This is a genomic window from Mucilaginibacter sp. CSA2-8R (genome assembly GCF_038806765.1).
In the GTDB taxonomy this organism is placed as follows: domain Bacteria; phylum Bacteroidota; class Bacteroidia; order Sphingobacteriales; family Sphingobacteriaceae; genus Mucilaginibacter.
Window position 1 is genome coordinate 1,920,347 of the sequence record NZ_CP152389.1, and the last position, 24,533, is coordinate 1,944,879.

26 protein-coding genes are annotated in these 24,533 nt (G+C 42.4%); 11 read left to right on the plus strand and 15 right to left on the minus strand.

What is annotated here, in order from left to right; genetic code table 11:
• Positions 1-157: 157 nt before the first annotated feature.
• From AAGR14_RS08200 to AAGR14_RS08230, 7 genes are all read left to right on the plus strand, one after another.
• On the plus strand, positions 158-682 hold the full coding sequence (locus AAGR14_RS08200) for an OmpA family protein (RefSeq protein ID WP_342648100.1): 525 nt from the start codon (positions 158-160) through the stop codon (positions 680-682).
• 362 nt (positions 683-1,044) lie between these two features.
• Complete coding sequence (locus AAGR14_RS08205) at positions 1,045-1,980, plus strand: ring-cleaving dioxygenase (protein WP_342648101.1); 936 nt, start codon at positions 1,045-1,047, stop codon at positions 1,978-1,980.
• A gap of 2 nt (positions 1,981-1,982) precedes the next feature.
• Positions 1,983-2,615 (plus strand): dienelactone hydrolase family protein, encoded by a 633-nt coding sequence (locus AAGR14_RS08210; RefSeq protein ID WP_342648102.1) that lies wholly within the window; start codon positions 1,983-1,985, stop codon positions 2,613-2,615.
• A gap of 36 nt (positions 2,616-2,651) precedes the next feature.
• Entirely contained in the window at positions 2,652-2,936 is a 285-nt protein-coding gene (locus AAGR14_RS08215) for a GNAT family N-acetyltransferase (protein ID WP_342648103.1), read from the plus strand.
• Between the two features lie 16 nt (positions 2,937-2,952).
• Positions 2,953-3,306: a hypothetical protein gene (locus tag AAGR14_RS08220; protein ID WP_342648104.1), complete on the plus strand. Its 354-nt coding sequence runs from the start codon at positions 2,953-2,955 to the stop codon at positions 3,304-3,306.
• A gap of 133 nt (positions 3,307-3,439) precedes the next feature.
• Positions 3,440-4,846 carry an ATP-binding protein gene (locus tag AAGR14_RS08225; protein ID WP_342648105.1) on the plus strand — a complete coding sequence of 469 codons (1,407 nt, stop codon included), beginning with the start codon at positions 3,440-3,442 and terminating at the stop codon, positions 4,844-4,846.
• 26 nt (positions 4,847-4,872) lie between these two features.
• Complete coding sequence (locus AAGR14_RS08230) at positions 4,873-6,534, plus strand: FAD-dependent oxidoreductase (protein WP_342648106.1); 1,662 nt, start codon at positions 4,873-4,875, stop codon at positions 6,532-6,534.
• 71 nt (positions 6,535-6,605) lie between these two features.
• Here AAGR14_RS08230 and AAGR14_RS08235 read toward each other — a convergent pair whose 3' ends face one another.
• The 4 genes from AAGR14_RS08235 to ung form a co-directional block, all read right to left on the minus strand.
• Positions 6,606-7,403: a molybdopterin-dependent oxidoreductase gene (locus tag AAGR14_RS08235; RefSeq protein WP_342648107.1), complete on the minus strand. Its 798-nt coding sequence runs from the start codon at positions 7,401-7,403 to the stop codon at positions 6,606-6,608.
• Complete coding sequence (locus tag AAGR14_RS08240) at positions 7,390-8,091, minus strand: cytochrome b/b6 domain-containing protein (RefSeq protein ID WP_342648108.1); 702 nt, start codon at positions 8,089-8,091, stop codon at positions 7,390-7,392. The genes AAGR14_RS08235 and AAGR14_RS08240 overlap by 14 nt, the downstream gene beginning before the upstream one ends.
• A 164-nt stretch (positions 8,092-8,255) precedes the next feature.
• Positions 8,256-8,795 carry a pyridoxamine 5'-phosphate oxidase family protein gene (locus AAGR14_RS08245; RefSeq protein ID WP_342648109.1) on the minus strand — a complete coding sequence of 180 codons (540 nt, stop codon included), beginning with the start codon at positions 8,793-8,795 and terminating at the stop codon, positions 8,256-8,258.
• 130 nt (positions 8,796-8,925) lie between these two features.
• Positions 8,926-9,603, minus strand: coding sequence for a uracil-DNA glycosylase (ung, locus tag AAGR14_RS08250; protein WP_342648110.1), 678 nt, complete (start codon positions 9,601-9,603; stop codon positions 8,926-8,928).
• A gap of 75 nt (positions 9,604-9,678) precedes the next feature.
• On the opposite strand from ung, the gene AAGR14_RS08255 reads away from it, so the two are divergent.
• A complete protein-coding gene (locus tag AAGR14_RS08255; protein WP_342648111.1) occupies positions 9,679-10,230 on the plus strand; it encodes a DUF2892 domain-containing protein in 552 nt (183 codons plus the stop codon).
• A gap of 55 nt (positions 10,231-10,285) precedes the next feature.
• On the opposite strand, the gene AAGR14_RS08260 is transcribed toward AAGR14_RS08255, so the two are convergent.
• Positions 10,286-10,495, minus strand: coding sequence for a hypothetical protein (locus AAGR14_RS08260; protein ID WP_342648112.1), 210 nt, complete (start codon positions 10,493-10,495; stop codon positions 10,286-10,288).
• Between the two features lie 278 nt (positions 10,496-10,773).
• On the opposite strand from AAGR14_RS08260, the gene trxA reads away from it, so the two are divergent.
• The 3 genes from trxA (at position 10,774) to AAGR14_RS08275 (ending at position 13,759) form a co-directional block, all read left to right on the plus strand.
• A complete protein-coding gene (gene trxA / locus AAGR14_RS08265; RefSeq protein ID WP_342648113.1) occupies positions 10,774-11,094 on the plus strand; it encodes a thioredoxin in 321 nt (106 codons plus the stop codon).
• A gap of 73 nt (positions 11,095-11,167) precedes the next feature.
• Entirely contained in the window at positions 11,168-12,088 is a 921-nt protein-coding gene (locus tag AAGR14_RS08270) for a DUF58 domain-containing protein (RefSeq protein WP_342648114.1), read from the plus strand.
• A 204-nt stretch (positions 12,089-12,292) separates the two neighbouring features.
• Complete coding sequence (locus AAGR14_RS08275; protein ID WP_342648115.1) at positions 12,293-13,759, plus strand: glycoside hydrolase family 130 protein; 1,467 nt, start codon at positions 12,293-12,295, stop codon at positions 13,757-13,759.
• A 77-nt stretch (positions 13,760-13,836) separates the two neighbouring features.
• On the opposite strand, the gene AAGR14_RS08280 is transcribed toward AAGR14_RS08275, so the two are convergent.
• The 10 genes from AAGR14_RS08280 to AAGR14_RS08325 all read right to left on the minus strand — a co-directional run bounded on the left by AAGR14_RS08280 (position 13,837) and on the right by AAGR14_RS08325 (position 24,346).
• The gene (locus tag AAGR14_RS08280; protein WP_342648116.1) at positions 13,837-14,844 is read right to left on the minus strand and encodes a glycosyltransferase family 4 protein; all 1,008 of its coding nucleotides are present in this window, start codon (positions 14,842-14,844) and stop codon (positions 13,837-13,839) included.
• Complete coding sequence (locus AAGR14_RS08285) at positions 14,844-17,120, minus strand: glycosyltransferase family 4 protein (protein ID WP_342648117.1); 2,277 nt, start codon at positions 17,118-17,120, stop codon at positions 14,844-14,846. Before AAGR14_RS08285 ends, AAGR14_RS08280 begins: the two co-directional genes overlap by 1 nt.
• A 308-nt stretch (positions 17,121-17,428) precedes the next feature.
• Entirely contained in the window at positions 17,429-18,616 is a 1,188-nt protein-coding gene (locus AAGR14_RS08290; RefSeq protein WP_342648118.1) for an aspartate aminotransferase family protein, read from the minus strand.
• A 64-nt stretch (positions 18,617-18,680) separates the two neighbouring features.
• A complete protein-coding gene (locus AAGR14_RS08295; RefSeq protein ID WP_342648119.1) occupies positions 18,681-19,154 on the minus strand; it encodes a hypothetical protein in 474 nt (157 codons plus the stop codon).
• A 9-nt stretch (positions 19,155-19,163) separates the two neighbouring features.
• Entirely contained in the window at positions 19,164-20,090 is a 927-nt protein-coding gene (locus tag AAGR14_RS08300) for a hypothetical protein (protein ID WP_342648120.1), read from the minus strand.
• Positions 20,091-20,140: 50 nt separating this feature from the next.
• Positions 20,141-20,695: a sigma-70 family RNA polymerase sigma factor gene (locus tag AAGR14_RS08305; protein WP_342648121.1), complete on the minus strand. Its 555-nt coding sequence runs from the start codon at positions 20,693-20,695 to the stop codon at positions 20,141-20,143.
• A 92-nt stretch (positions 20,696-20,787) separates the two neighbouring features.
• Positions 20,788-21,252 (minus strand): thioredoxin-dependent thiol peroxidase, encoded by a 465-nt coding sequence (gene bcp / locus AAGR14_RS08310; RefSeq protein ID WP_342648122.1) that lies wholly within the window; start codon positions 21,250-21,252, stop codon positions 20,788-20,790.
• Positions 21,253-21,268: 16 nt separating this feature from the next.
• Complete coding sequence (locus AAGR14_RS08315) at positions 21,269-22,981, minus strand: M23 family metallopeptidase (RefSeq protein WP_342648123.1); 1,713 nt, start codon at positions 22,979-22,981, stop codon at positions 21,269-21,271.
• A 6-nt stretch (positions 22,982-22,987) separates the two neighbouring features.
• Entirely contained in the window at positions 22,988-23,599 is a 612-nt protein-coding gene (locus AAGR14_RS08320) for a fumarylacetoacetate hydrolase family protein (RefSeq protein WP_342648124.1), read from the minus strand.
• A 246-nt stretch (positions 23,600-23,845) separates the two neighbouring features.
• A complete protein-coding gene (locus AAGR14_RS08325; protein WP_342648125.1) occupies positions 23,846-24,346 on the minus strand; it encodes a T9SS type A sorting domain-containing protein in 501 nt (166 codons plus the stop codon).
• Positions 24,347-24,533 lie beyond the last annotated feature (187 nt).

The window sequence follows — 24,533 nt, forward strand, 5'->3', positions numbered from 1 at the left end:
GATGCTTATGTTTACTCACCGGCCGAAATTTTGCCCGTAAACTTTGATGATGCAATTATGCATTAATTGCAATTAAATTGCTGTAAGCGCCGTTACTCTAATATATACTTGTGGTTTTCATAGCCATAAGTTTTAATTTTACGCAAACTATATCCCTATGCAATTATCAACAAAAGCTGTTCTGCTGGCCGGTTTATGTACTGCTTTAACTGTGTCATCATGCAAAACTAAAAAAGCCGTAGTTAAGCCTGCCGAGCCGGCAGTGGCAGCACCGGCTACTCCTCCGCCACCGCCGCCGGCACCGGCAGAAACGCCTAAAGAAGAACCAGCTCCGCCTCCAGCAAAGCCAAACTTTAACTTTAGCAATATCCAGTTCGAGTTTAACTCGGGCGTGTTAAAAACAAGCTCTTACGGTACGCTCGACAAAATTGCAGCCGAGATGAAAAAAGACCCGAACGCCAAATTCATGATCAACGGGCACTCCTCAGCCGAGGGCAGTGCTGCCCATAACCAGTCGTTATCTGAAGACCGAGCAAATGCGGTGAAAGGATATTTAACCAACGCAGGTATTAATGGCGGTAACCTTGAGGTGAAAGGCTGGGGCGAAAGCAAACCCTTAACCAATAATACATCCGAAGAAGGCCGTAGCCTTAACCGGAGGGTAGAAATCAAAGTGATGTAATTACAACATACTGAAATATTAAAACGGCTCTGCTTTAATTAAGGCAGGGCCGTTTTTATTTTGTAAAGCTTGTTTTAGATAAGGGACATCAAGAAAAAACATATCTAAAATCATTTCTTAATGTACGTTAAGAGTAAACGGTTCTGTTGTGCCGACATTTGAATCATCAAATAACAAAACAATGAAAGTAGTTGCCCACATCATCGCTTTAAGTTTCCCGGATAGTAGTCCGATGCAGATATCGGCTGCTTTTATGCATGAGCATAAAGTACCTGCAAACTAACTGGGATAAAGTTAAGCAACAAACCCAAGCTTACTAAGTAATCACAAAACCATCATCATAAATTCAAAAATTTAACACCATGGAAAATTCAATCAATGGCATTCATCATATCACCGCTATTGCCGGTAATGCCCAACGTAATTATAATTTCTACGCTAAAATATTAGGCTTACGCCTGGTTAAAAAAACAGTAAACTTTGACGACCCTGAAACCTACCACTTGTACTACGGTGATGAGCAGGGTACGCCCGGAAGCATCTTAACTTTCTTCCCTTGGGAAAACATCATGGCCGGTCGCAGGGGCAGCCGTCAGGCTACCGAAATTGGTTATTCTGTGCCCGAAAATAGTTTTGACTTTTGGCTTAAACGCTTTGAACAGCACAACGTAACCTATAATAAAGTAGCCGAAAAATTTGGCGAGCCTTATTTAACCTTTTTAGACCCCGACGGTTTAAAACTGGAACTGATTGCCTCTAAAACTGCAGACAATCGTTTACCATGGGAGACCGGGGAAGTGAAAGCCGAAAACGCGACCAAAGGCTTCCATAGCGTAACTATTACCACCAACAAAATGCAGCCTACTGCCGATATTTTAACCGGTGTATTTGGTTACCGTTTACTGGAGCAGCATGTTAATCGTTACCGTTTTGTAACTGATGCGGTAGATAATGCCAACATTGTTGATCTGGTTGAGGTACCCGGCGAACATGCCGGGCATGTAGCCGGTGGCTCGGTACACCATGTGGCTTTCAGGGTTAAAAATGAGGAGATATTAATGCAATACCGTAAAAAAATTGAAGCTTTAGGTCTGCACATTACTGATAAGATTGACCGTAACTATTTCTACTCACTATACTTCCGTGAACCGGGTGGTGTATTATTCGAATTGGCAACCGATAACCCGGGCTTTAGTGTAGACGAGCCGGTGAACGAATTGGGTACTCATTTAAAACTGCCCGCTCAATACGAGCAGTTCCGCAGCGCCCTCGAAACTACTTTACCAAAATTGGTTTAATTATGTATACACACAGCATTCAATATAAAACAGCCGGCACTCCGGCGGCACAAGCCAAAGGGGCGCTGGTAATGCTGCACGGCCGCGGCGGTACGGCAGTCAACATAATTAGCCTAGCCCAAGAGCTGGATGCAGAGGGTTTGGCTATTTACGCTCCCGAAGCTACTAATAACAGCTGGTACCCATATAGCTTTATGGCGCCCGAAGATGAGAATCAACCGGCGTTAAGTTCGGCACTGGACGTGATTGACCAACTGGTTAATAAAATTAAGGCGGACGGAATACCGGCTGATCGCATTTACTTTATGGGGTTTTCGCAGGGAGCTTGTTTAACGCTTGAATACATTGCACGTAATGCGCAGGCCTATGGAGGCGCTATTGCCTTTACCGGCGGACTGATCGGCGAAGAGTTATTGCCTGAACGTTATCAGGGAAATTTTGAGAATACCCCGGTGTTAATTACCACCGGCAACCCTGATCCGCATGTGCCGCTGCACCGGGTAGAAGAAAGTGTAGCCTTACTCCAGAAGTTGGGTGCGCAGGTTACGCTCAAAGTTTATCCGGGCCGACTACACACCATTACCATGCCCGAGATTGAATTGGCTAACGAATTGCTCTCGGGTAAGTCTGCTTAACGGTGTATAAATTAATGTAAGTTAAAGCCTAATATCATGAACTTCGACAGCATTCCTTTAGTTAACCATGAGTCCTTAAATCACTTTGAGCTAACCGTTAAGGGGCAACTGGCGTTTATAGATTATAAACTCAAAGACAATAAAATATACCTCATTCATACCGAGGTGCCCGAAACATTGAGGGGCACGGGTAGTGCCGAGGCTATAGTGAGCAAGGCTCTTCATTTCATTGAGGATCATCAACTAAAACTGGTGCCGCTATGTTCTTATGTACAGGTTTATTTAAAGCGCCATCCGGAATGGAACAGGTTATTAGCTTAATAATAATAATATAGCTATGCAAACTTTCAAAGTAACGCGTGTTTATACCAGCCCCGGCGGGCACAGCTATTTCGATGCGCTCGAATACCCTTTAACTGATGCCGGGCCGATCGGGTCATTGTCAGATAAGGTGGCGGTGAGCCAGGTAATATTTAGAAAGGTGCCGCCCGGGTATGACGATTGGCACAACGCCCCGCAAAAGCAGTTTGTTGTATTGCTGAATGGTGGTGTTGAAATTGAAACTTCGCTGGGCGAAAAGCGAAGTTTTGAACAGGGCGAAATATTGTTGATGGAAGACACCACAGGTAAAGGACATCGCAGCCGCAACCTGCTACCACAAGAACGGACATCGCTTTTTATCATATTTTAAATTTACCAGTAAACAAAGTTCGGTGCAGTGCGCCGGGCTTCGTTTGTTTTGGCATATATGCACCACGCAACAACAGCTCTTAGTTCAATTGTATGGGTAATTTGTATATTTAGGCACTTTAAGTTTTCTAAGTATGGAGCAAGTTACGGTAAGCTGGTTACAAACAATCGAGGCGTTGCAGGGAGTACCAGATGAGCAACTGCAATGGCTGATAGATCATAGCGTATTACAGAACTTAAACGACGGCGACTATATCTTTAAACGCGATGAGCCGCTGAGTGGTACCTTCTTTATTTTTTTAGGTAAGCTGCGCATTTATCGGCTGCAAAATGGTGTGCGCACCGAACTCGTTACCCTTCATGAGCGCGAAATTACCGGCTTTTTACCTTACTCAAGAGGCAAAATAGCTTTTGGTGATGGGGTGGCTGTGGGGAAAACCTTAATCATGACGCTTCCGGTTGATCAATGTCCTGAACTCATTAAAACTTATTATGAGCTTACCCAGGCATTGGTAAGCATCATGAGTAACCGGGTACGCGACTCAACTGCTATGATGCAGCAGAACGAAAAAATGATGGCCTTAGGTAAGCTTTCGGCCGGCTTGGCACACGAGCTAAACAATCCGGCATCATCTATTGTACGTAATGCAGCCTCATTAAAAAAACATTTGCAATCGCAACCCGACTTGTTTGCCAAACTGGTAGCTGTACATATGGATGCTGACCGTATTGGTATGGTGAAGGCGGAAATTACTCGTATTTTAGACCGTGATAATACTATCCGTTTAAGCCTGCGCGAGCGCAGTCAACTGGAAAGTGACATGGCCGAATGGCTGGACGACTACCAGATCGCCAACCCCGATGAGATTGCTGAAAACCTGGTAAGTTATGGATTTAGTATAGACGACTTAGGCAGTATTTGCCGCCATATGACTGCTGAAGCTGCAACGCCAGTATTTGAGTGGATACATGATACCTTGCTGTCGGCTAAAATGGTTGCAGATATTCATGATGCTTCGCAACGTATCGCTTCCTTAATTACTTCAATAAAAACCTTTACCCACATGGATAGGGGACAAGACAAGCAATTTACCCCCGTCGAGACCGGCTTGCGCAATACGCTTACTATGTTGGGGCATAAATTAAAGGAGAGCAAGATAAAAGTAGTGGAGCAGTATGATGCCGCATTGCCGCCCGTTAACATGTTGGTAGGAGAGCTTAACCAGGTTTGGACTAACCTGATTGATAATGCCATTGATGCTATGGAAGTAAACAGCGGCGGCACCCTAACTATAAAAACCCGAAAAGACCGCGACTATGCTGAGGTCATTATCGCGGATGATGGTCCGGGCATCCCCGACGAAATCCAAAACCGCATCTTCGATCCATTTTTTACTACCAAATCAATGGGCAAAGGTACGGGTATGGGGCTTGAGGTTGTACAGCGTATTATTAAGCAGCAGCACCACGGCTCCATTAAAGTGAACAGCCAACCGGGGCACACCGAATTTGTTATTTGTATACCTATTAACAATCGCTAAGTCAATCCTTAAATAAAAAAGATGTTATGAGTCGCCCTATAATAATTGCTATTGATGACGATGTACAGGTATTGCGAGCCATTACCCGCGATTTGCGGCAGCAATACGGTAAAGAATATAAGATTATAAACACCGAGTCGGCCAACGAAGCGTTGGAAACGTTGGTGGAAATGAAAAACGCAGGCGACGTGGTGGCCTTGTTCATCAGCGATCAGCGCATGCCCGAAATGCCCGGCGTAGATTTTTTACAAAAAGCCATGCAGATATATCCTAACGCTAAGCGGGTATTATTAACTGCATATTCAGATACTGACGCCGCCATCAAGGCCATTAATGATGTGCAGCTGGACTATTACTTAATGAAGCCTTGGGATCCGCCCGAGGATAAGCTATACCCGGTGATTAATGATTTGCTGGACGACTGGCATGTGGATTATACACCGGAATTTAAGGGTATTAAGTTAATGGGTTATCAATTTTCGCCGCAATCGCACGTAGTTAAAGATTACCTGAGCAGTAACCTCATCCCATACCAATGGCTGGATGTAGAGCGTAACGAAGAGGCAAAAAAACTATTTGCCGTTAATAAATTAACTAACGATAACTTGCCGGTAATAATTTATGAAGATGGTACCTGCCAGCAACGACCAACGATTAACCAGATTGCCGAAAAATTGGGTATTAGCCCACAGCTAACTAACCAGATTTACGACGTGGTGATTATTGGTGCAGGCCCTGCCGGATTAGCTGCATCAGTTTACGGTGCGTCCGAAGGTTTACGTACCCTATTGATTGAGCGTAAAGCGCCGGGCGGTCAGGCTGGGTCAAGCTCTCGTATAGAAAACTATTTAGGTTTTCCGGCTGGTTTGAGTGGCGCCGACTTAACACATCGCGCTATTAGTCAAGCCAGGCGTTTAGGTGCGGAGTTTTTATCGCCCCGAACGGTACACGACATTCAGGAGCGCGAAGGGTATAAGTATATTATTTTAGATGATGGATCTGAAATCATCAGCCGTTCAATCGTCATCACTACCGGGGTAGATTACCGGAAATTGGAAGTGCCCGGAATAGACCAGTTTACCGGTGCCGGTATATATTATGGTGCCGCCATGACGGAGGCCGCGGCATGTAAAGACAAGCCTGTATATATCATTGGCGGAGGCAACTCGGCCGGACAGGCGGCTATGTATCTGTCTAAATTTGCTAAACAGGTAAACATTGTTATCCGTCGTGAGAGTTTGGAAGCAACTATGTCGGCTTATTTAATTGAGCAGATTGCCAACACGCCAAATATCACCATATTACCTTACACAGAGGTGATTGAAGCTAAAGGCCATAATTGCCTGGAAGAACTGACACTCGTCAATGTAAACACCCGCGAAACGGTTACTGAAAAGGCAACCGCGCTTTACATCTTTATCGGCGCCAAGCCTTATACCGATTGGGTACAGATGGGCATCATCAAAAACAAAGGGAATTTTATAGAAACCGGCCGTGATTTGAACGGACGCGAAGGCTTTGCCAAAAACTGGAAATTAAAACGTGACCCTTATCTGCTCGAAACCAGTTGCCCCGGCATATTTGCCGCCGGTGATGTACGGGCCGGAGCCATGAACCGGGTTGCCTCTGCCGTAGGCGAAGGTTCCATGGCTATTAGCTTTGTTCACAAATACCTGGCGGATGTTTAGAGTTAAGCCAGTGTGTTAAAATATTCTTCCAGCCATTTGCTCAGCAAATGGCTTTTTTGTTGCCACAAAACCTACAATCCCGAAAAGTAATCATACCCCAGTTCGGCCCAGTAATCGGGTGGGCGCTCGTTACTGAAAAATATATTGCCAATCCGCTTTAAGTTCTTGATGCCGTATTTGGTAGGGATGATGAGCCGCAAAGGCGCACCATGCTCAGGTGGTAACGGCTGCCCGCTAACTTCGTAACAAAGCAGCGTTTGCGGGTGCATAGCGCTCGGCATATCAATACCAACATAGTATTTTTTGTCGGGAGTGTTCATCCCCACGTACGCCATGGTTGATTGTTCAGTCAGATTATAATGTTTTACAAAATCACTGAATTTGACGCCCCCCCAATGGCTAATCTGGCTCCAGCCTTCCACGCATTTAAATTCAAATGCAAACTCAGTTTTGGGTAGTTTCTTGAATTCGTCCAGGGTGATTTTAAAGCTTTCGGAGGTGTTTTTATAAACGGTTAATGCCCAGTCCTCAACGGCGTTTCCCTTAATACCAATGTCGCCGTTTACCCGGGGCTTTTTAGCCGCCATGATTTTGGGATATGTCTTAGATAAATGATCCGGGCTTACAGCACTTTCGGCTAATTCGCCGTTGATGTCTAAAAACTTTCTTAAAGGGGCACGGGCGCCTGCGGTAGCATCGGCGGCTGTTTCTTTAGGGGCGTGATACAACTTATCCCAACTCCAATAAGCAAAAGCACCGCCGGCCAGCAGCGTTAAAGATGATATAAAAGTGCGCCGATTTGCTTTACGTGCATCAAACAATTCTACCTCTTTGGGCTGTTGTTGGTCTGTGTTTTCAGGCATTTCCATCGTCGTTGTCTCTTTTAGCTATAATTTTTGCCGTTGATGCATCAGTTACCTCAAAGCCCCGCACCATGCTGATAAAGTTTTGCCACCCGGCTAAAATTACCTGCACAATATGAATCACAAAAAACAGGCAGTATAAAATGGTTAATGTAAAATGAATAAGCCGTGCCGTTTTATAACCGCCGCACAACCATACCAGCCAGTATAACTGAGCAGGTTTGTAAATAGCCAGCCCGGTAAGTAACGAACCTGCACCCATAACGATTACAGCAGTATAAGCTATTCGTTGGGCCGCATTGTATTTGTTTTGCGGTGGTGCAGTTTTGCGTAAATGCAAATCGTGTAACAATACCAGCCAGGCTTCGCGCCATGACGATCTTTTAGGCAACAAGTATCGCCATTCGCCCGAGATGGCTGTATACAAAACGTACAGCAACCCATTGATGGCGAAGAGCCACATAAATACAAAGTGAAAGGCCATACCCTCGGCCAGCCTTCGTTTAATATGATACTTCTGATAAAACCACTCGGGGAAAAACTTAAATAAAGTATGCCCAAATAATTTAATAGCATAAGGGTCGTAAGCCCAGTAAATCAGCAGCCCACTCCATATCATGATCGCCAGCAACGGAAAGTTAATCCAATGAAACCACCGTATGGCTGCCGGATGCTTATTTACAATGTACTTCATGTAATGCTGTTATAACGGTATAAATGTTGCAAATTTTTTGAATATTATGCCTGTTACATTTAACACAATTTTGTTTACAAATTACTATAGTATAATAGTAAAAATTAAAAGCCCCGATGCTGGTTTTGTCCAACGCCGGGGCTTTTAATTTAAATGCAATGGTGTTAATCTATATCCAGCTTGCCTTCAATAGAATCATCCAGAGTTTTACCTAAAACTGCACCGGCGGCTTGCTTAACAAAAGCTATGGCGTTGCCATGTTTATTATCCCAGTAATAACCTTCGCTTGGTTCTACCTTAATTACGGTGATGCGCGGATCGTCTTCGCCTCCGGTAAACCAGGTTTTTAATATCGGTTGCCAAAGCTCTTTAATTTTTTCTTTGTCTTTACTTATCTCGGCAATGCCGTAGATGTTTAAAAAGTCAGAATGTGCCGAACCTTGAAACAGCAGGTGTACAAATGGGTCATGCGAAATCTCTTCGTTTTTATGGCTGTCGTCTGAGCTTAAAAACCAAAAGTTACCGTCATCGTCTATCTTTTGCGCAGACATAGGGCGGGTTGAAAAAGGTACACCAGTTTTGATGTTAGAACAAAAAAAACAGGTTTCAGCTTTTTCAGCTAATTCTTTAATTTTCTGTTTGGCTTCTTCGCCCTGCAGGTTTTTTAAGTTATCTTCAGGTTGTTGCTGATTAATGCTATCCATAATTATAAATATTTTATATCGGTAAATGCATATCAATAACCAGCCGGTAACGCTTTTGTGTGCAACAAATTTGATTTATAAACCGGCAGTTTGAGCCTGAGATTTTGTTAGTAGCCAACAAGCTGCTTTACTACTCAATCTGCCAGTCGATAGGTGTCTTGTTCTGCGAACTGAGCAGTGCGTTGGTTTTGCTAAAATGCTTGCATCCAAAAAAGCCATTATCGGCTGAGTAAGGTGAGGGATGAGCTGCTTTTAGTATATAATGTTTTTGATCATCAATCAGCTCTGATTTAGCCTGCGCAAACTTGCCCCATAACAAAAATACCACGCCCTCTTTTTCTTCAGATATTTTGCGGATAACCGTATCCGTAAAAATCTCCCAGCCCTTTTTTTGATGCGAGCCTGGTTTGCCCGCCTGCACGGTAAGCGTAGCGTTTAATAACAGCACGCCTTGGTCTGCCCATTTGGTGAGGTCGCCGTGGTTGGGTATAGTAAAACCCGAAACATCTGTTTGCAGTTCTTTATATATATTTTTTAACGATGGCGGCACGGTGATACCCTTTTGTACGGCAAACGAAAGACCGAATGCCTGGTTAGCGCCATGATATGGGTCCTGGCCTAGTATTACTGCTTTCAGGTTATCAAATGGCGTATGGTTAAAAGCGTAAAAAATATCGCTGCCTTTTGGATATACCTTATGGCCCGCATCTTTTTCTTCTTTTAAAAATTGTTTAAGCTTAATCATGTAGTCTTTTTCAAACTCATCATGAAGTATTTTGAGCCAGGAGGCTTCTATCTCAACAGCCATATAATTTTTTGTTCGGTTAATTGCTTAAGCGTATAAATAAACGGATATTTGCACTTTATTACAAAAGTACAAACGATGTCAAATATTGTTCGGTTAGTAATTGCCTGTGTAGTAATGGGTGCGGGCGTTGCCTTATGTGGGTTTGGTTTTTGGGGATGGGGTATACTGGTGTTTCTAATAGGCGGTTTAATACTGGCTACATACTTCTTTAACGAGAATATGCTGATTGCACAATTTTACCTGCGTAAAGAAAACTCCGATGAAGCCGAAAAATGGTTATTAAAAATAACCGACTACGAAAAACAGTTATTTAAGGGTCAGCACGGATATTACAACTTATTACTGGGTTTGATAGAGTCGCGCAAAGCGCCTTTAAAGTCAGAAAAGTATTTTAAAAAGGCTATTACTTTGGGCATGACCATGTCGCACAACACGGCCCTGGCCAAGTTAAGCTTAGCAGGTATAGCCATGGCTAAGCGTAACAAACGCGAAGCTCAGCAGTATTTAACTGAGGCCGCTAAAGACGATAAGAATAAGTTACTGGCTGATCAGATTAAGATGATGAAAGGCCAGATGGCTCAAATGGATAAGCAGCAGGTACAACGTGGCGGTTACCGTAACTTCTAAACCAGCAGGAAAAGAAATAAATTAAATAAAGGCTTGAATAGAAATATTCAGGCCTTTATTTTTCGTCAATGCTGCTAAAATATTCAGGTTCGGTACTGCCAACATAACCGACATCTCTAAAACGATCTGTCACAGCTACTTCATCATCAGACGGATTGCAAAACTCAACCATTTTGAGCAAAGAACGGACGAAAGACACGTTAAACTTTTTACGGTCAAGCTTTATTAAAAATTCGCGGTCTGTTATTTCCAATGTAGAATTCATAGTTCTATGGTATTTTTATAAAAGTAAATTAGAGATATAAACTTATAATTAGGCTTTCTTTAAATTTTGGTTAACAACTAAAGGATGCTATAAGTAAAATGGGGCGAAAGCAAACAGTATATCATGCTTGTCTAATTGCATTTATTAAAAAGGGTACTGTACGATGATTGTAGTTAAACGGTAATTTAACCCCGTAATTTATTTGTCAGATTGTCATGGGCAACTTGTGGCAAGCTATTTGATTATTCTATATTTGTTAAAACATAAACATTTAAATCATGGCTGTAGAAATTACTGACGCTAACTTTGAAGAATTAGTGTTAAAATCAGATAAACCAGTATTAGTTGATTTTTGGGCAGAATGGTGTGGCCCATGTCGTATGGTAGGTCCGGTGGTTGAAGAAATCGCTAAAGAATATGATGGCCAGGCTATTGTTGGAAAAGTAAACGTTGATAACAATCCCGGCGTATCTATGAAGTTCGGTATCCGTAACATTCCTGCACTTTTATTCTTCAAAGACGGTCAGATTGTAGATAAACAAATTGGTGCAGTGCCAAAGTCAGTGTTAACCGAAAAGTTAGTTAAACAACTGGCCTAAGGCTTGCCAATAAAAATGGTAAAAGAGCGTTATCGGTTTCGGTAGCGCTTTTTTTATTTTACATTAGCACCCAATGGCCCAGTTAAACACTAATCAGGACATACGCCAGCTGGCTAACCTCGAGTTGCTGGCCCGGCAGGTGGTTGAAGGTTTTATTACCGGGTTGCATCAAAGTCCCTTCCATGGCTTTTCTGTAGAGTTTGCTGAGCACCGTTTATATAACAACGGCGAATCGGTTAAAAACATTGACTGGAAGCTCTTCGCCAAAACAGACAAGTTGTTTGTTAAACAGTTTGAAGAAGAAACCAATCTGCGATGTTATCTTTTGCTTGACACTTCATCCTCCATGAACTATCCGCAAAAGGGGATGAGTAAGCTGCAGTTTTCGGTATATGCCATAGCGTCACTGATGTATTTATTCAAAAAACAACGTGATGCATTTGGCTTAGGGCTATTTTCAGAAGCAATTGATTGGCTTAGTGCCGCCCGCTCCACCTCAACGCATCTGTTTTATTTGTTTGCTGAGCTGGATAAGGCCTATCATCAGCCTAAAAGTAATGCACATACTAATTTGAGCAACGTCATCCACCATATTGCTGAAGAGGTGCATCAGCGCTCGATGATCATCATTTTTAGTGATATGCTGGAAAATAGTATGAACGCCGAAAAAACACAAGCGTTGTTTGCCGCTCTGCAGCACTTACGTTATAACAAGCACGAGGTTATTATTTTTAATGTGAACGACCGGCAGCACGAGGTTGACTTTAGTTTTGACAACCGCCCGCACCACTTTATTGATATGGAAAGTGGCGAAGAAGTAAAGGTACATCCGGGCCGGGTACGCGAAAGCTACCAGTCGGCACTGCAGCAATACCGCCACGAGTTAGAATTGAAATGTGCACAATATCAGGTAGAGTTGGTGGATGCCAGTCTGCATGATGGTTATAACAATCTGCTCAGAGCTTATTTAGTGAAACGCAACAAGGTAATTTAATTTGTGTCGATTATACAATTTGCCTTACTAATAATTATACAATGGCAAAATAGTTGCCAATTAACCACGAATATCAAAAATATAAAACTATAGGCCCGTATAATTTGTGTACAATAGGATTCATTAGATTTATCAGTTGACATCAATTTTTATACAGCATACTGATAAATTTAGCTGATACTAAATATAACTATTAATTCCCGTATGAGACTTTCTATCGAGCGTAAAGCTGTAAAAGTAAATCCTGATTCAAAGCGCGTTATTGCCCGATTTTTCTTTAATGGTAACGAGCGGTCAAAAGAAGTGATACAGCGCGTAATGGCTGTTGATGAAGATAAAGTATTCGGCCTTATTTCGCCATTACTACAGGAGTACTCTTCCAGGCATCGAAACATAACCCGCGTACTTAATCGCCACTGTGCTAAGTTGAAAGACTTATTTGACGAGTTGGGTATCGATTTTGATGCGCTCTCTGTTTATCGTAAGTTACTGATCGGCTCTTACTTTACACATGAGTACTCTATCGAGTCTGCCGCGTTTTTTAACCCATCAATAATAGATGACCCTGATCAAAGCGATTTGGAAGAGGGCGAACGCCGCGTGATTATGAGCTTCAGAGCAGTAGGTGAGGGGCACATTTCGTCTATCACTTTCCGCCGTGCTTTATTTGATAAATACAACAACATTACTGTACTACCGGCCGGTAACTACATTGACGAGGCCGAAATTGTACGTAATGCGGTTTATAATAAAAAGCTGTTTTTTGAGAAAGCAGTTACTACCCAGATTAATATCGATGTATTAAGAGAACTGGAAGAAAAGCTTGACCATCATTTTGAATATTCGAACCTGCGTCGACTGATTCTGGACTCCCAAAAGCTGCACGAAGATGGTTTGACTAAACTGGAATACGACAAAGTGCTTTGGCTGGCCGATTCTTATTACGAAATTGTATTCTCTCTGGATACTGATATATCCGATCGTGTCATTTTCCCGATTTCTGAGTACGAGCGTAAAGGCATCGAGGATGCCCGTTTTGTTAAGTTTATTAACGAAGACGGCAGCTGGTCATATTACGCAACTTATACAGCTTATGATGGTGCCTTAATTATGCCTAAGCTGTTGCAGACCAATGATTTTATTAACTTCCGTATTATGCCGCTGTACGGTGCTGGTTCGCAAAATAAAAACCTGGCACTGTTCCCGCGTAAAATCAATGGTAAGTATGTAATGATGTCGCGTATTGATGGCTGCAATAACTACATCATGTATTCAGACAAGATTAACATCTGGGAAGATCCCCAACTGTTACAAAAACCAAAATTTAGCTGGGAATTCATCCAGATTGGTAACTGTGGTTCGCCTATAGAAACCGAGGACGGCTGGTTGGTGATAACCCATGGTGTGGGGCCAATGCGTAAATATGTGCTGGGTGCCAGCTTACTTAAATTGGACGATCCGGGCGTTGAGATTGGCCGCTTAAAAGAGCCGTTGCTTATTCCGAACAGCGACGAGCGCGAGGGCTATGTACCAAACGTAATTTACTCTTGCGGTTCGATAGTGCATAACGACAAACTGATTATCCCTTATGGTTTATCAGATTACTCTTCTTCATTTGCTGAGGTTAATTTGAAAACCTTGCTCAATCAACTGAAAGAGGATGGCATTTAAGCTATTAAAGGTATAAAAGCAGAAAGGGCTTGCCAGTTTGGCAAGCCCTTTCTGCTTTTAATGATTATCTTATTTAGTTACGTAAGAATTTGCTGATAAAGGCGATAGTAATCGTCTACCATTTTCTCGCTGGAGAAATTCGCTTTAGCCCAATCATGGCAGTTTTGACGATTAATATGGTTGAGGCTTGATACAGCGTCAGCAGCCTCATCAATAGTATTTACCAAAAAGCCTGTTTCTTGATCCTTAATCAATTCAGGCATCGATCCTCTATTAAAAGCGATTACCGGTGTTCCGCACAGCATAGCTTCGGCTACACTCATGCCAAAAGGCTCATTAAAATTAATAGGATGGAGCAATGCAGCGGCCTTGCCTAACAATTCCTGCCTTTTTTCCGGTCCTGCATGGCCTACATATACAATTTGCTCGTTGTCAATAAACGGTTCTACCTTTTCTCGATAGTAGTTAGCATCCTGAATAATGCCTGCAATCAATAACTTACGGTTGGTTTGCTTCGCAATTTGGATAGCCTCAGCTGCCCCCTTATCATGATGAATACGGCCAAAGTAAATTAGGTAATCATCCGGCTGAGCATTAAAAGCGAATTCATTAACATTTAATCCGTTATATACGGTAGCCAAATAATCTAAGTCGGTACTGCGATCGGCATTACTGATTGACACATAATGCGATGTTGCGTTATACTTTTTATACACCGGGATTATCCGCGGCGACGAAAAACCGTGTATCGTAGTAATTACCGGCGTTTTAATCAATCCCGAATACGTAAGCGGTAAAAAGTCAAAATTATTATGAATCAAATCAAACTGGTCAGCCTTTTCCATCAGGTTACTGATGTGCAGGCATTCTAACACTTTGGCATCCTGCGTCCGGTCTTCTTCATAGCCGGTAGCACAAACTGATTCCAGTTTGCCCTGCGTCAAAGAATCGCCGGTGGCAAACAAGGTGACTTCCGCCCCCTTATTTACCATTCCTTCAGCAATATTTGATGCTACCTGTTCCCATGGCCCATAGTGCCTGGGCGGTGTGCGCCAGGCAACGGGCGAAAGTACGGCAACCCTCATTAACAAATCTCTACTTTCTGTCCAACTTTGTTATACTCGTACTCCAACTCAAATGCTTTCAACACAGTTAAATGCGAAATCATGTAAGCTAATGTACTTTCTGCACCCTGATTACGGTTAATACCAGTAGGCATCAAACCATCGCAGCATCCTTTAGTTTCATGGTCGTATAACGGCGCACGCAGTGTGTTTTCACCCAAAAACCATTTGTAGCTCAAGAACAACTTCTCGATATATTCCGGTTGACGCAGGGTTTCATACGCCTGGAAGTGCATTAGCACCATGGCCATAGTCTCGATAGCCTGTTGATCAAAAGTTGGGAAGGTACCACCACGGTAATACCAGCCGTCATTTCCAATCGGACTTAAGTAACCGTTAGAAAGCGTTAGTTTATCTAAAAATGCCATTGACTCTAAGGCAATCTCTTTAACTCTTTCGTTGCTTGTTATCTCATATGAGTGTAACAGTGCTAACGGTAAGATGGCATTATCGTAAGTCATCACTTCCTCAAACCAATGCCAGTCGGCAGATGACGTTTTATCGTAGGCATCGATTAATGGCTGAGTCATTCGCACCAGCTCGTTAACCATACCTTCGTCTGTAGGGATAGCTTTCAGGTACAGAGAAATACCGATAACGGTATTAGCCATTCCTCTGATGTGTGTTAACGTTTTAAAGTGCGGGAACGAGCGGTGGAACAGCTCCATGGCAAACTCGCGGTAAGAGTTATGTGCTGCGCAACCAATTAAGTATCCAAGTGCCCAAATAGTGCGGCCAAATGAATCCTCAGAACCTACTTCATCTAAATAACGGCGATCAAAGCTCAAGAAGTTGCGGAAGTTACCATCATCAGTCTGCATATAGTGTATGTAGCTTAAATAGATAGGCAGCAACTTAAATGCTTCAGGGCTTTTATTGCGTTGGTAGGCCATCAGGGCCATAATTAATGCGCGGGCATTATCATCCAGGCAGTATCCCTCTTTTAAATTGGGTATACCAAACTTAGCATGTTGTACTATACCTGTATCGTCAGTTAAGCGTAGCACGTGTGCCAGATTGAAAGCCGGCATAATTTCAGGGTCAACAATACTGTTACGTAAAATTTTATCTCTAAAATCATGACGACCGCAAGATTCTTGTGCTACTCTAATATACTCAGAGCCTACTACAGGCCAACGCAGGTGTAAACCGTATTCGTATGCGTTCTCTTTAATTTCGTGCAGTTTGTCTTCGTTGTCAAGTAAATCATTTACAGTTTCAGCCAAAGATTCGGCATCTTTAAAATCGAATAAGCGGCCGCGGTTATTATCTAGTAACTCGGTTGCGTGCCAGTATGGTGTAGATACTACCGCTGCGCCCGAGCCTACGGCATAAGATAAGGTACCGCTTGTAATTTGAGCTTCGTTAAGGTAAGGTGTAACATAAACCGTAGCTGCTGTTAAATAGTTAATCAATTCCTCTTCGGTTACAAATTTGTTGATGAACGTAAGGTTATTTGATACTTTTAATTGAACAGCCAGCGATTTCAAATATTCCCGATACTCTTCGCCAGAGTGCTTTACCACGCCTGGATGGGTATTACCTAACACCACATACATTACGTCGGGGTGCTTGGCAACTATTTTAGGTAATGCCTTTACTACTACCTCTAAACCTTTATTACGGCTAATTAAACCGAAGGTAAGCAGCACCTTTTTGTTTTTGAATGAGCTGATGCTTTTAACCGGGTTAACTTCCGGCTGCTCCAGGTCAGGTACACCATGCTCAATAATCTGAATTTTTTCGAGAGGGATTTCGTAAATCGTAGTTAAGAATTCTACCGCTCTTTTACTCATCACCACAATTTTTGACGATTGTTCGGCAATTTCCCTAACAATGATGCGCTGTACATAACTTGGTTCGCGCAATACGGTATGTAAAATGGAGATAAGTGGCTTTTCCAAACGGTTTAACAGCGGCAAGATGTAAATACCGCTTTCGCCTCCGTAAATGCCAAATTCGTGTTCTAAGATGCAAACATCGGCTTCGCTGGTGTTGATGTAATTGGCAGCTCTGATATAATCTTTCTGGTGGTTTTGCCGTATCACGTACTTAACCTCCTGCGGATACTCATATTCTTGCAAATCAACCGTGTCGTTTACGGCTACTACAAAACCACCTTCAGAAAGAGTTTTCCGGTTTGGGTAGTTAGCGTTAATAGCACGCATCAGGCTTTGGTTAAATGTTGCAATTCCGCATTCGCGGGGCGGATAGGTGGAGATGTAGGCAATTTTCATTTTTTTAATATATAATAGGAGATGGTATATAATATTGTTAAAGTTAGAACGGATAAGATAACACTTTTAATACACATAGGTGCATACTAATTAGAACACTTCAATTCGTAAACACGCCTTTTGGCCACATTGTTCTAGATCTGTATCAAATCTTGACGTTTAGTACATAAACCATACCAAATAAAACTGAAAAAGGTGTTTTGAATACACTAAGCATGGTCAGTACAGGGCATCCGCGACTTATCAAAAAGTTATCAATATAGCCCTGTCACATTAAGAACATAGGAATATAAATTTCAGTTGCTTTGTTATAGCGATTTATTAACAGCCCTTAATATGACCTCGCAGGCATGGTTTATCTGCTCTTTGGTTATAATTAACGGTGGCGCGATACGCATGGCATTACTGCAATGTAAAAACCAATCGGTTATTACGCCTTGCGCTATACAATCGTCTATAATTCTCTTGTTCAATTCAAAAGATTCAAACTCTACGGCAAGCATTAAGCCTTTGCCTCGTATGGCTTTAATGGCTGGATGCACTAAAAGCTGCTTGATAAGCGCTTCTTTATTTGGTACCTCATTAATAAAGCCATTGTTTAACAAGACGTTTAACGATGCAAGGCCCGAGGCACAACATACCGGATGCCCGCCAAACGTAGTGATATGTCCTAAAATCGGATTGTTTTTAAGAGCACCCATAATGTTGGTTGAGGCAATAAAGGCACCTAAAGGCATACCCCCACCTAAAGCCTTACCCAAAACCAGTATGTCGGGTACAATACTAAAATGCTCAAAGGCAAACAGTTTTCCGGTACGGCCAAACGCAGTTTGGTTTTCGTCTAATATGAGCATGGTACCGGTTTCGGTACACCGTTGGCGTAAAGCCTGCATATACGCTACATCAGGTACGCGGATGCCGGCTTCGCCTTGTATTGTTTCAACTACTACGCAAGCCGTGTCTTTATTAATGTTGTGTAAATCGTTGGAGTCATTAAATTGAATAAAACTTATACCTGGTAATAGTGGGCGGTAGGCCTGTTTAAATTCCTCATTACCCATTATGCTCAGTGCTCCCTGGGTACTGCCATGGTAAGAGTTATGGCAGGCAATCATATGCTGGCGGCCGGTGTAACGTTTAGCTAATTTCATGGCGCCCTCAATACCTTCAGCACCCGAGTTAGTAAAGTAAACAGATTGTAGCTGAGCTGGCAGAAGTGAAGTGAGTTTTTCGGCAAAGCGCACTTGCGGCGTTTGTACATATTCGCCATACACCATCAGGTGCATGTATTTATCTAACTGTTGCTTAATAGCGCTAATTACCTCCGGGTGATTGTGCCCAATGTTGCTTACGCCAATACCCGAAATTAAATCCATATTGGCGTTGCCTGCTACATCATACATATACACGCCCTCCGCACGTTCAAACTCTAGCATTAGCGGGAAATCAGTAGTTTGTGCGTTGTTGGCTAAGAATAATTGACGTAGGCTTAACATGGCTCAAAAATAACAAAGGCCCGACAGTTTAATGTCAGGCCTTTATTATTTTATGTAATAGCGGTTATTGCCCGTCGGGCGTGCCGCGCTCACCATAAATTTTTATCAGTTCGTCGGTAAACTCACGCTCACTGCGACTGATCAAACTTACCTTGCCGGGGGGGAGAATTTTAGAAAACTCCTGGTTGTATTTTCTTTTGATATCTACCATTTGCTGCTCATAGTAAATATCTTTTTGCGTTTGATCCCTGGAGCGGTTGTTAAGTGTATTTTGCCGCTTTAACTGCCTTACTGCTGCCATTTCCTGACTGTACTGACGATAAAGCGGCCAAAATTTTTCTGCTTCATCATCACTCAAATCTAACTGGCGGGCCACATAGTTTTCTTTAGCCACCTCAATTTTTCGATAGGGCGAAAAATTGCCACGTTGCTGGTAAGTGCGCTGGTTACTCCTAAAAGAAGCAGGCGGCTGGCTGTACGACTCGATGCCCGCGAAAACCAATAGGCTAAATACAATATATTTTAGTAGTGTGTTCATTTTTATTTGTTATCGTGCATCCACATAATCCTGAATTGCAGCTCTTAAAGCGTCATCATCAAGCTGGGTAGCATCTGCAATAACAGTGCGCTCAGTTTCAGTAGCATCCGATTGTGATTCTAAGTAGCTTCTTAAATCATCCGAAGAAACCTCCGACAATTCTTTATGCAGGTAAGAATGGTTTGATGGACCTACATCCTGCTTAATATACACTGCCAGACCTACAATTATAGCTAAACAGGCTGCCGAAGCATATTTAAAGGCTGCACTGCTTACCAATTTTCTAACCACGCCACGCTGCAAAGGCATTTGCACTACTTTAGCTTCTTGCTGTTCTGCAGTTTGGCTTAATATATTTTGTTGCAGGTTGGCAAAGTAGCCCTCGGGCACTTCAAATGCGTTGCTTTCAAAGCTAACTGTTTCTGCAATGGCTATGCGGCTTTGTATATTGCTGCTTAGTTCGTCAAAATACCCCTCAGGTACGGTTAAGCCTTCTGGCTCTCCGTCTAAAATTTCCTCAAGCGCTATGCGACTTTGTATCTGGTTGGCCAGGGTATCAAAGTAACCTTCGGGTACACCAAAACTCTCAGTTTCATCTTGTACAGCCTCTTCAATGGCTATACGGCTTTGTATATTGCTGCTTAATTCGTCAAAATAATTAGCCGGGACAAGCATAGGCTCAACCTCTGCGGCGGCCTCTTCAATTGTTATGCGGCTTTGTATGTTGTTGCTTAATTCAGTAAAATAGTTTTCCGGCACGGTAAAAGCACCCACAGGGTTAGCTTCCTTAATCTGCTCCAGATGTACGCCTGATATAATCCGCTCGCTTAGGTCATCAAAGTAGGCTTCGGGTACGTCAAAAGGGTTACCTTGCGGTAACATTTGACGCCAGGAGTCATCCTCGGGCCATTCTTTATGTTCTATATCGATTTTCATATCTTACGTTAGATGAAATTAAAACAATAAGGTTTAAAATAAAAATCAAATTAATCGTTCGACAGGAGGTAGGCTTCAATCTTTTTCACAGCGAGGTGAAAAGACGCTTTTAACGCTCCTACACTTGTACCTAATACTTCCGACATCTCTTCATACTTCATATCATCGTAGTATTTCATGTTAAAAACCAAACGTTGCTTATCCGGTAAGGTTAGTAATGCACTTTGAAGCTTCATTTGCACTTTATCGCCGCTCAAATAAGTCGAATCAGCCAGTGTGTCGGCCAGTTCGTAAGATACCTCATCAAACGGAATATTATTTTTTTGCTTCTTCTTATTTAAAAATGTAATGCACTCGTTAGTGGCAATCCGGTACATCCAGGTGTACAACTGTGCATCGCTCCTAAAGCCAGGCAGGTTTTTCCATATTTTTATAAATACGTCCTGTACCAGGTCGTCGGCATCATCATGGTCAATTACCATGCGGCGCACATGCCAGTATATTTTTTGCTGATATTTTTTCAGCAATAAATTAAAAGCTTCGTTCCGGGTACGTTCGTCCTGAAACTTGCTGAGTATCTCGGTATCACTAACGGATGCTGACATTTATTGTATTTGATGGTTTATAGCCGCTTAGGTTTAACTGCAGCTATGTTTAATATAGGCTAAAGTAATTAAATGTTTGTAAACCTAGCATTTCAGGTCTTTAACAGTTCAAGCACCTGCTGCGACGAATTTTTGGTATCTACTTTACTTATGATATGGCTGATAACGCCATTGGCATCAATAATAAAAGTAGTACGCTGCGTGCCCATGTATTTTTTGCCATACATGTTTTTTTCTACCCAAACGCCGTAGCTGTTTACAATCTGCTGGTCGTGGTCGGCAATTAAAGTAAAAGGCAAGCTGTATTTGCTCTCAAATTTTTTGTGCGATTTTTCATCGTCGGTGCTTACACCGATTACCTCATAACCCTGCGATTGCAGATACTCATAGTTATCCCTAAAATCACAAGCCTCGGCAGTGCAACCTGGCGTATCATCTTTAGGGTAAAAATATAATACCACGGTTTTGCCGCGGTACTCAGTTAATGATACTGATTTGCCATTTTGGTCTTTTGCGGTAAATTCAGGAGCTTGATCGCCTTCTTTTAATATTGCCATGTTTAAAATAGGTTAATTAGCGGTTAAAGCTTGCTGTGTAAATAGCTGTATTATCTTTGCCATCGGTTACTGTAAACTTAAACTGATGTTCGCCGCTGCCGATGTTGTCATCAAAGGTATATCTAAATATACGGGTTTTATAATCTTGTTCTAACAAAACCCACTTACCGTCAATCTCGGCCCGGTATGATTTGATGCCCGATAAGTTATCATTAGCCCTTAAGGCAATGCTACGCACAGCCGACAGGTTGCTGCCATTGCGGATGTTAACAGGAGTAATAACAGGTGCCACAGTATCAACCCGGATATAAAAATCGCCAAAGGCTGCAGGTTTGGCTTTTATATAGCCGTCATGATAAATGCCGCCTACCGAGCCGCTTGCAGCATTTACAATTACTGCTTTATTGGCCAGGCTGCCTATGCTGGCATCAGGCTTAATCCATAGATCGTAGTTGGCATGTATGGGGGTGTACTTGTTATGAATGCGATGAGTGGCAGAGTAAGCCCCCGGTTTTTTTGGCAGCAAATTGTACATAAAATCAACGTCATCATATAGATTGCCTGGGGTAACTACTACCTTCACTGGCCCATTATTATACTCGTTACGCTGATCATACCTGAAACGGGTACCCGCAAACGTGGCTACCGGTCGGTCTTTAGGAATGCTCGACTGTACCTTAAGCTTTACTGTAGACATGTTGCCGGCAATGTCTTTAACAACGTACTCTACGTCATGCTGCAAAGAATCGTTAAAGGTCATCACACCACGGTTTTCTGATTGGGGATATAAAGAGATATGGCTGCCCGGAGGAACAAAACATTTCTGTATCCACCGGCGCGATTTTAAATATTCAGGGTAGTCAATATATCCATTAATGGCATGGGTTTGGTCAAATGCAAACCGCTCTACAGCAAAAGTGTAAACCGTTCGGCCATCCAGTTTTAATTGTAAAGAATAAATGCCGTTATGATTAACCGACGAACTGTTTTGATCATAAGCCATAATACCAAAGCCTATCTCGCCGCTAACATTAAGCGTTTGTGGCTGAGTTAAATGATAACTACCGCCCGTACCGGCAACAGCGAAAAAGTTACGCGGCGTGTTTTCGCTAAACGGCCTTCCGTTGAGTTGATAAACACCAATACCAGTGATAGCCGGCGGAATTTGATCGGCTATGGTTAAGCCCAAAAGTTGTGGGTTAATGGTTTCTTCGGTAAGCGAATCCCGTATTTCGAAATGCAGGTGCGGGCCACCAGATGCGCCAGTGTTACCCGATATGGCAATGAGCTGACCCTTGGTTACCGGAAACTGAAAGGGTTGCAGCTTAAAGTCTGCTTCAAAAGTTTCGTGCTCGTATTGGTACTTGCGTACGGCCTGGGCCAGTTCGGGTGTGAGATGATCTAAGTGACCGTAAACCGTGGTATAACCGTTAGGGTGTGTTAAATAAACAGCGTTGCCAAAACCACCCAATTGTACTCTTAACCGCGACACATAGCCGTACATAGCCGCATGTACCGGATAACCGATACGTCGGTTAGTGCGAAAATCTAACCCGGAATGAAAGTGGTTAGCACGTAATTCGCCAAAAGAACCCGCCGTGCTTGGTGGCAAGTCCAGCGGATATTGGAAAACGCCTTTAGGATAGGTTCTGCTTTGAATAACATCTTGCGCTTTAGCAGTTATTACCGATATGCAAAGAAAAAGATAACAAAAATATACTTTAACCATGCGTTGTTATTTAACCTGAAAATCAAGTAATTTTTGGTCTTGCAGATAACCTTGCAAGTGGTCGCCGGGCTTAACCGCCGAAACACCTTCGGGGGTACCGGTAAAAATTAAATCACCTTTTTTAAGCGTGATGTATCGAGAAACGAAAGCAATAATTTTTTCGAAAGAGAAAAGCAGATCTTTTGTATTACCGTTTTGGCGGGTTTGGCCGTTTACATCCAGTTTTAAATTGAGGTTATATAAATTCTCGAACTGAGTTTTTGGTAAAAAGTTGCTGATGGGAGCAGAGCCATCAAAGCCTTTAGCTAGTTCCCAGGGTAAACCTTTTTCTTTATGGCGGCTTTGTACATCGCGCGCAGTAAAATCTATGCCCAAGCCAATCTCGTCGTAATAGTCGGCTGCAAATTTTTCGTCGATGTGCTTACCTTCCTTACAAATTTTGAGTACCAGTTCAATTTCATGATGTATGTCTTCCGAAAAATCGGGATGATAAAACGGCTTGTTGTCTTTTAAAAGAGCCGTGTCGGGTTTCATGAAGATAACCGGTGTGGTAGGTACCGGATTATTCAATTCTTTGGCGTGCTCGGCGTAGTTGCGGCCTATGGCAATAATTTTCATAGCAGAGGTTGTGTAAAGGGTCAAATCTAAGAAATATTTATTTTGCCCTATCGGTCCGAACGGTACTTGGTCCGGTTACTTAAACTCATAACAATAACTCTAAAGTAAGTGTTTACTTAATTTATGCACAAATAGACAGGATAAAGAGGGTTTTATACTTGTTTAAAGTATACAGGTAAAAAGTTGACTAATTAATTAAAGCCAAATTGTTACAAAGAATTAAAGATGTAGGTGTAGATACGCGAGTTACAGAATGGTAATCCGTTTAATAACCGATTCGGTGCCTGCAGTGACCTTTAAAAAATAGAAACCGCTGGTGAGCCGGTTGCTTTTTAAATCGTGCACCAGTTTCACTTCGCCTGTTTCTACCCGGTCTGAGTATAAAACAGCAACGTTGTTGCCCAACACGTCCATGAGTTTAATGGTGACATTAGTATTGCGCGACACCATATATTTTAAGTTCATCTGATCTACGATCGGGTTAGGATAAACTTGTACATTACTGAGTAGCTTGTCGCTTGTAGTTTGTATGGCCGGCTTGATAGTTGCGTAAGGCGAAGGCTTAAGCGGCGGTAAAGCACCTACGGTTAAACCGTTTTTAAAATAGGAGGTTTTTTTCGTCTTTTTGTTAAAAATGGTATCAGCACTGGCATATTTGCTCGTACCTAAAGTAAAGGCAAAGGAAACCGCTATCGCTTGCGCAATAAAAATTATCCATAAAAATTTAAAAGTATATCTTTGCCCCATATTACTTCGAGTTACAAAGGTACTAATAAAAGAAGTTAAACGTTACGATGTAAAAATTTTACACTCAAATTTTAACAATTTTTAACAAAAATTGATTTTGCAAGTTATACCATAAACAACTTGTTTTTGCACGTAAACAGCCGTTTAGGCATGTACAACTGAGCATCATAATTTACAAACTTTTTTA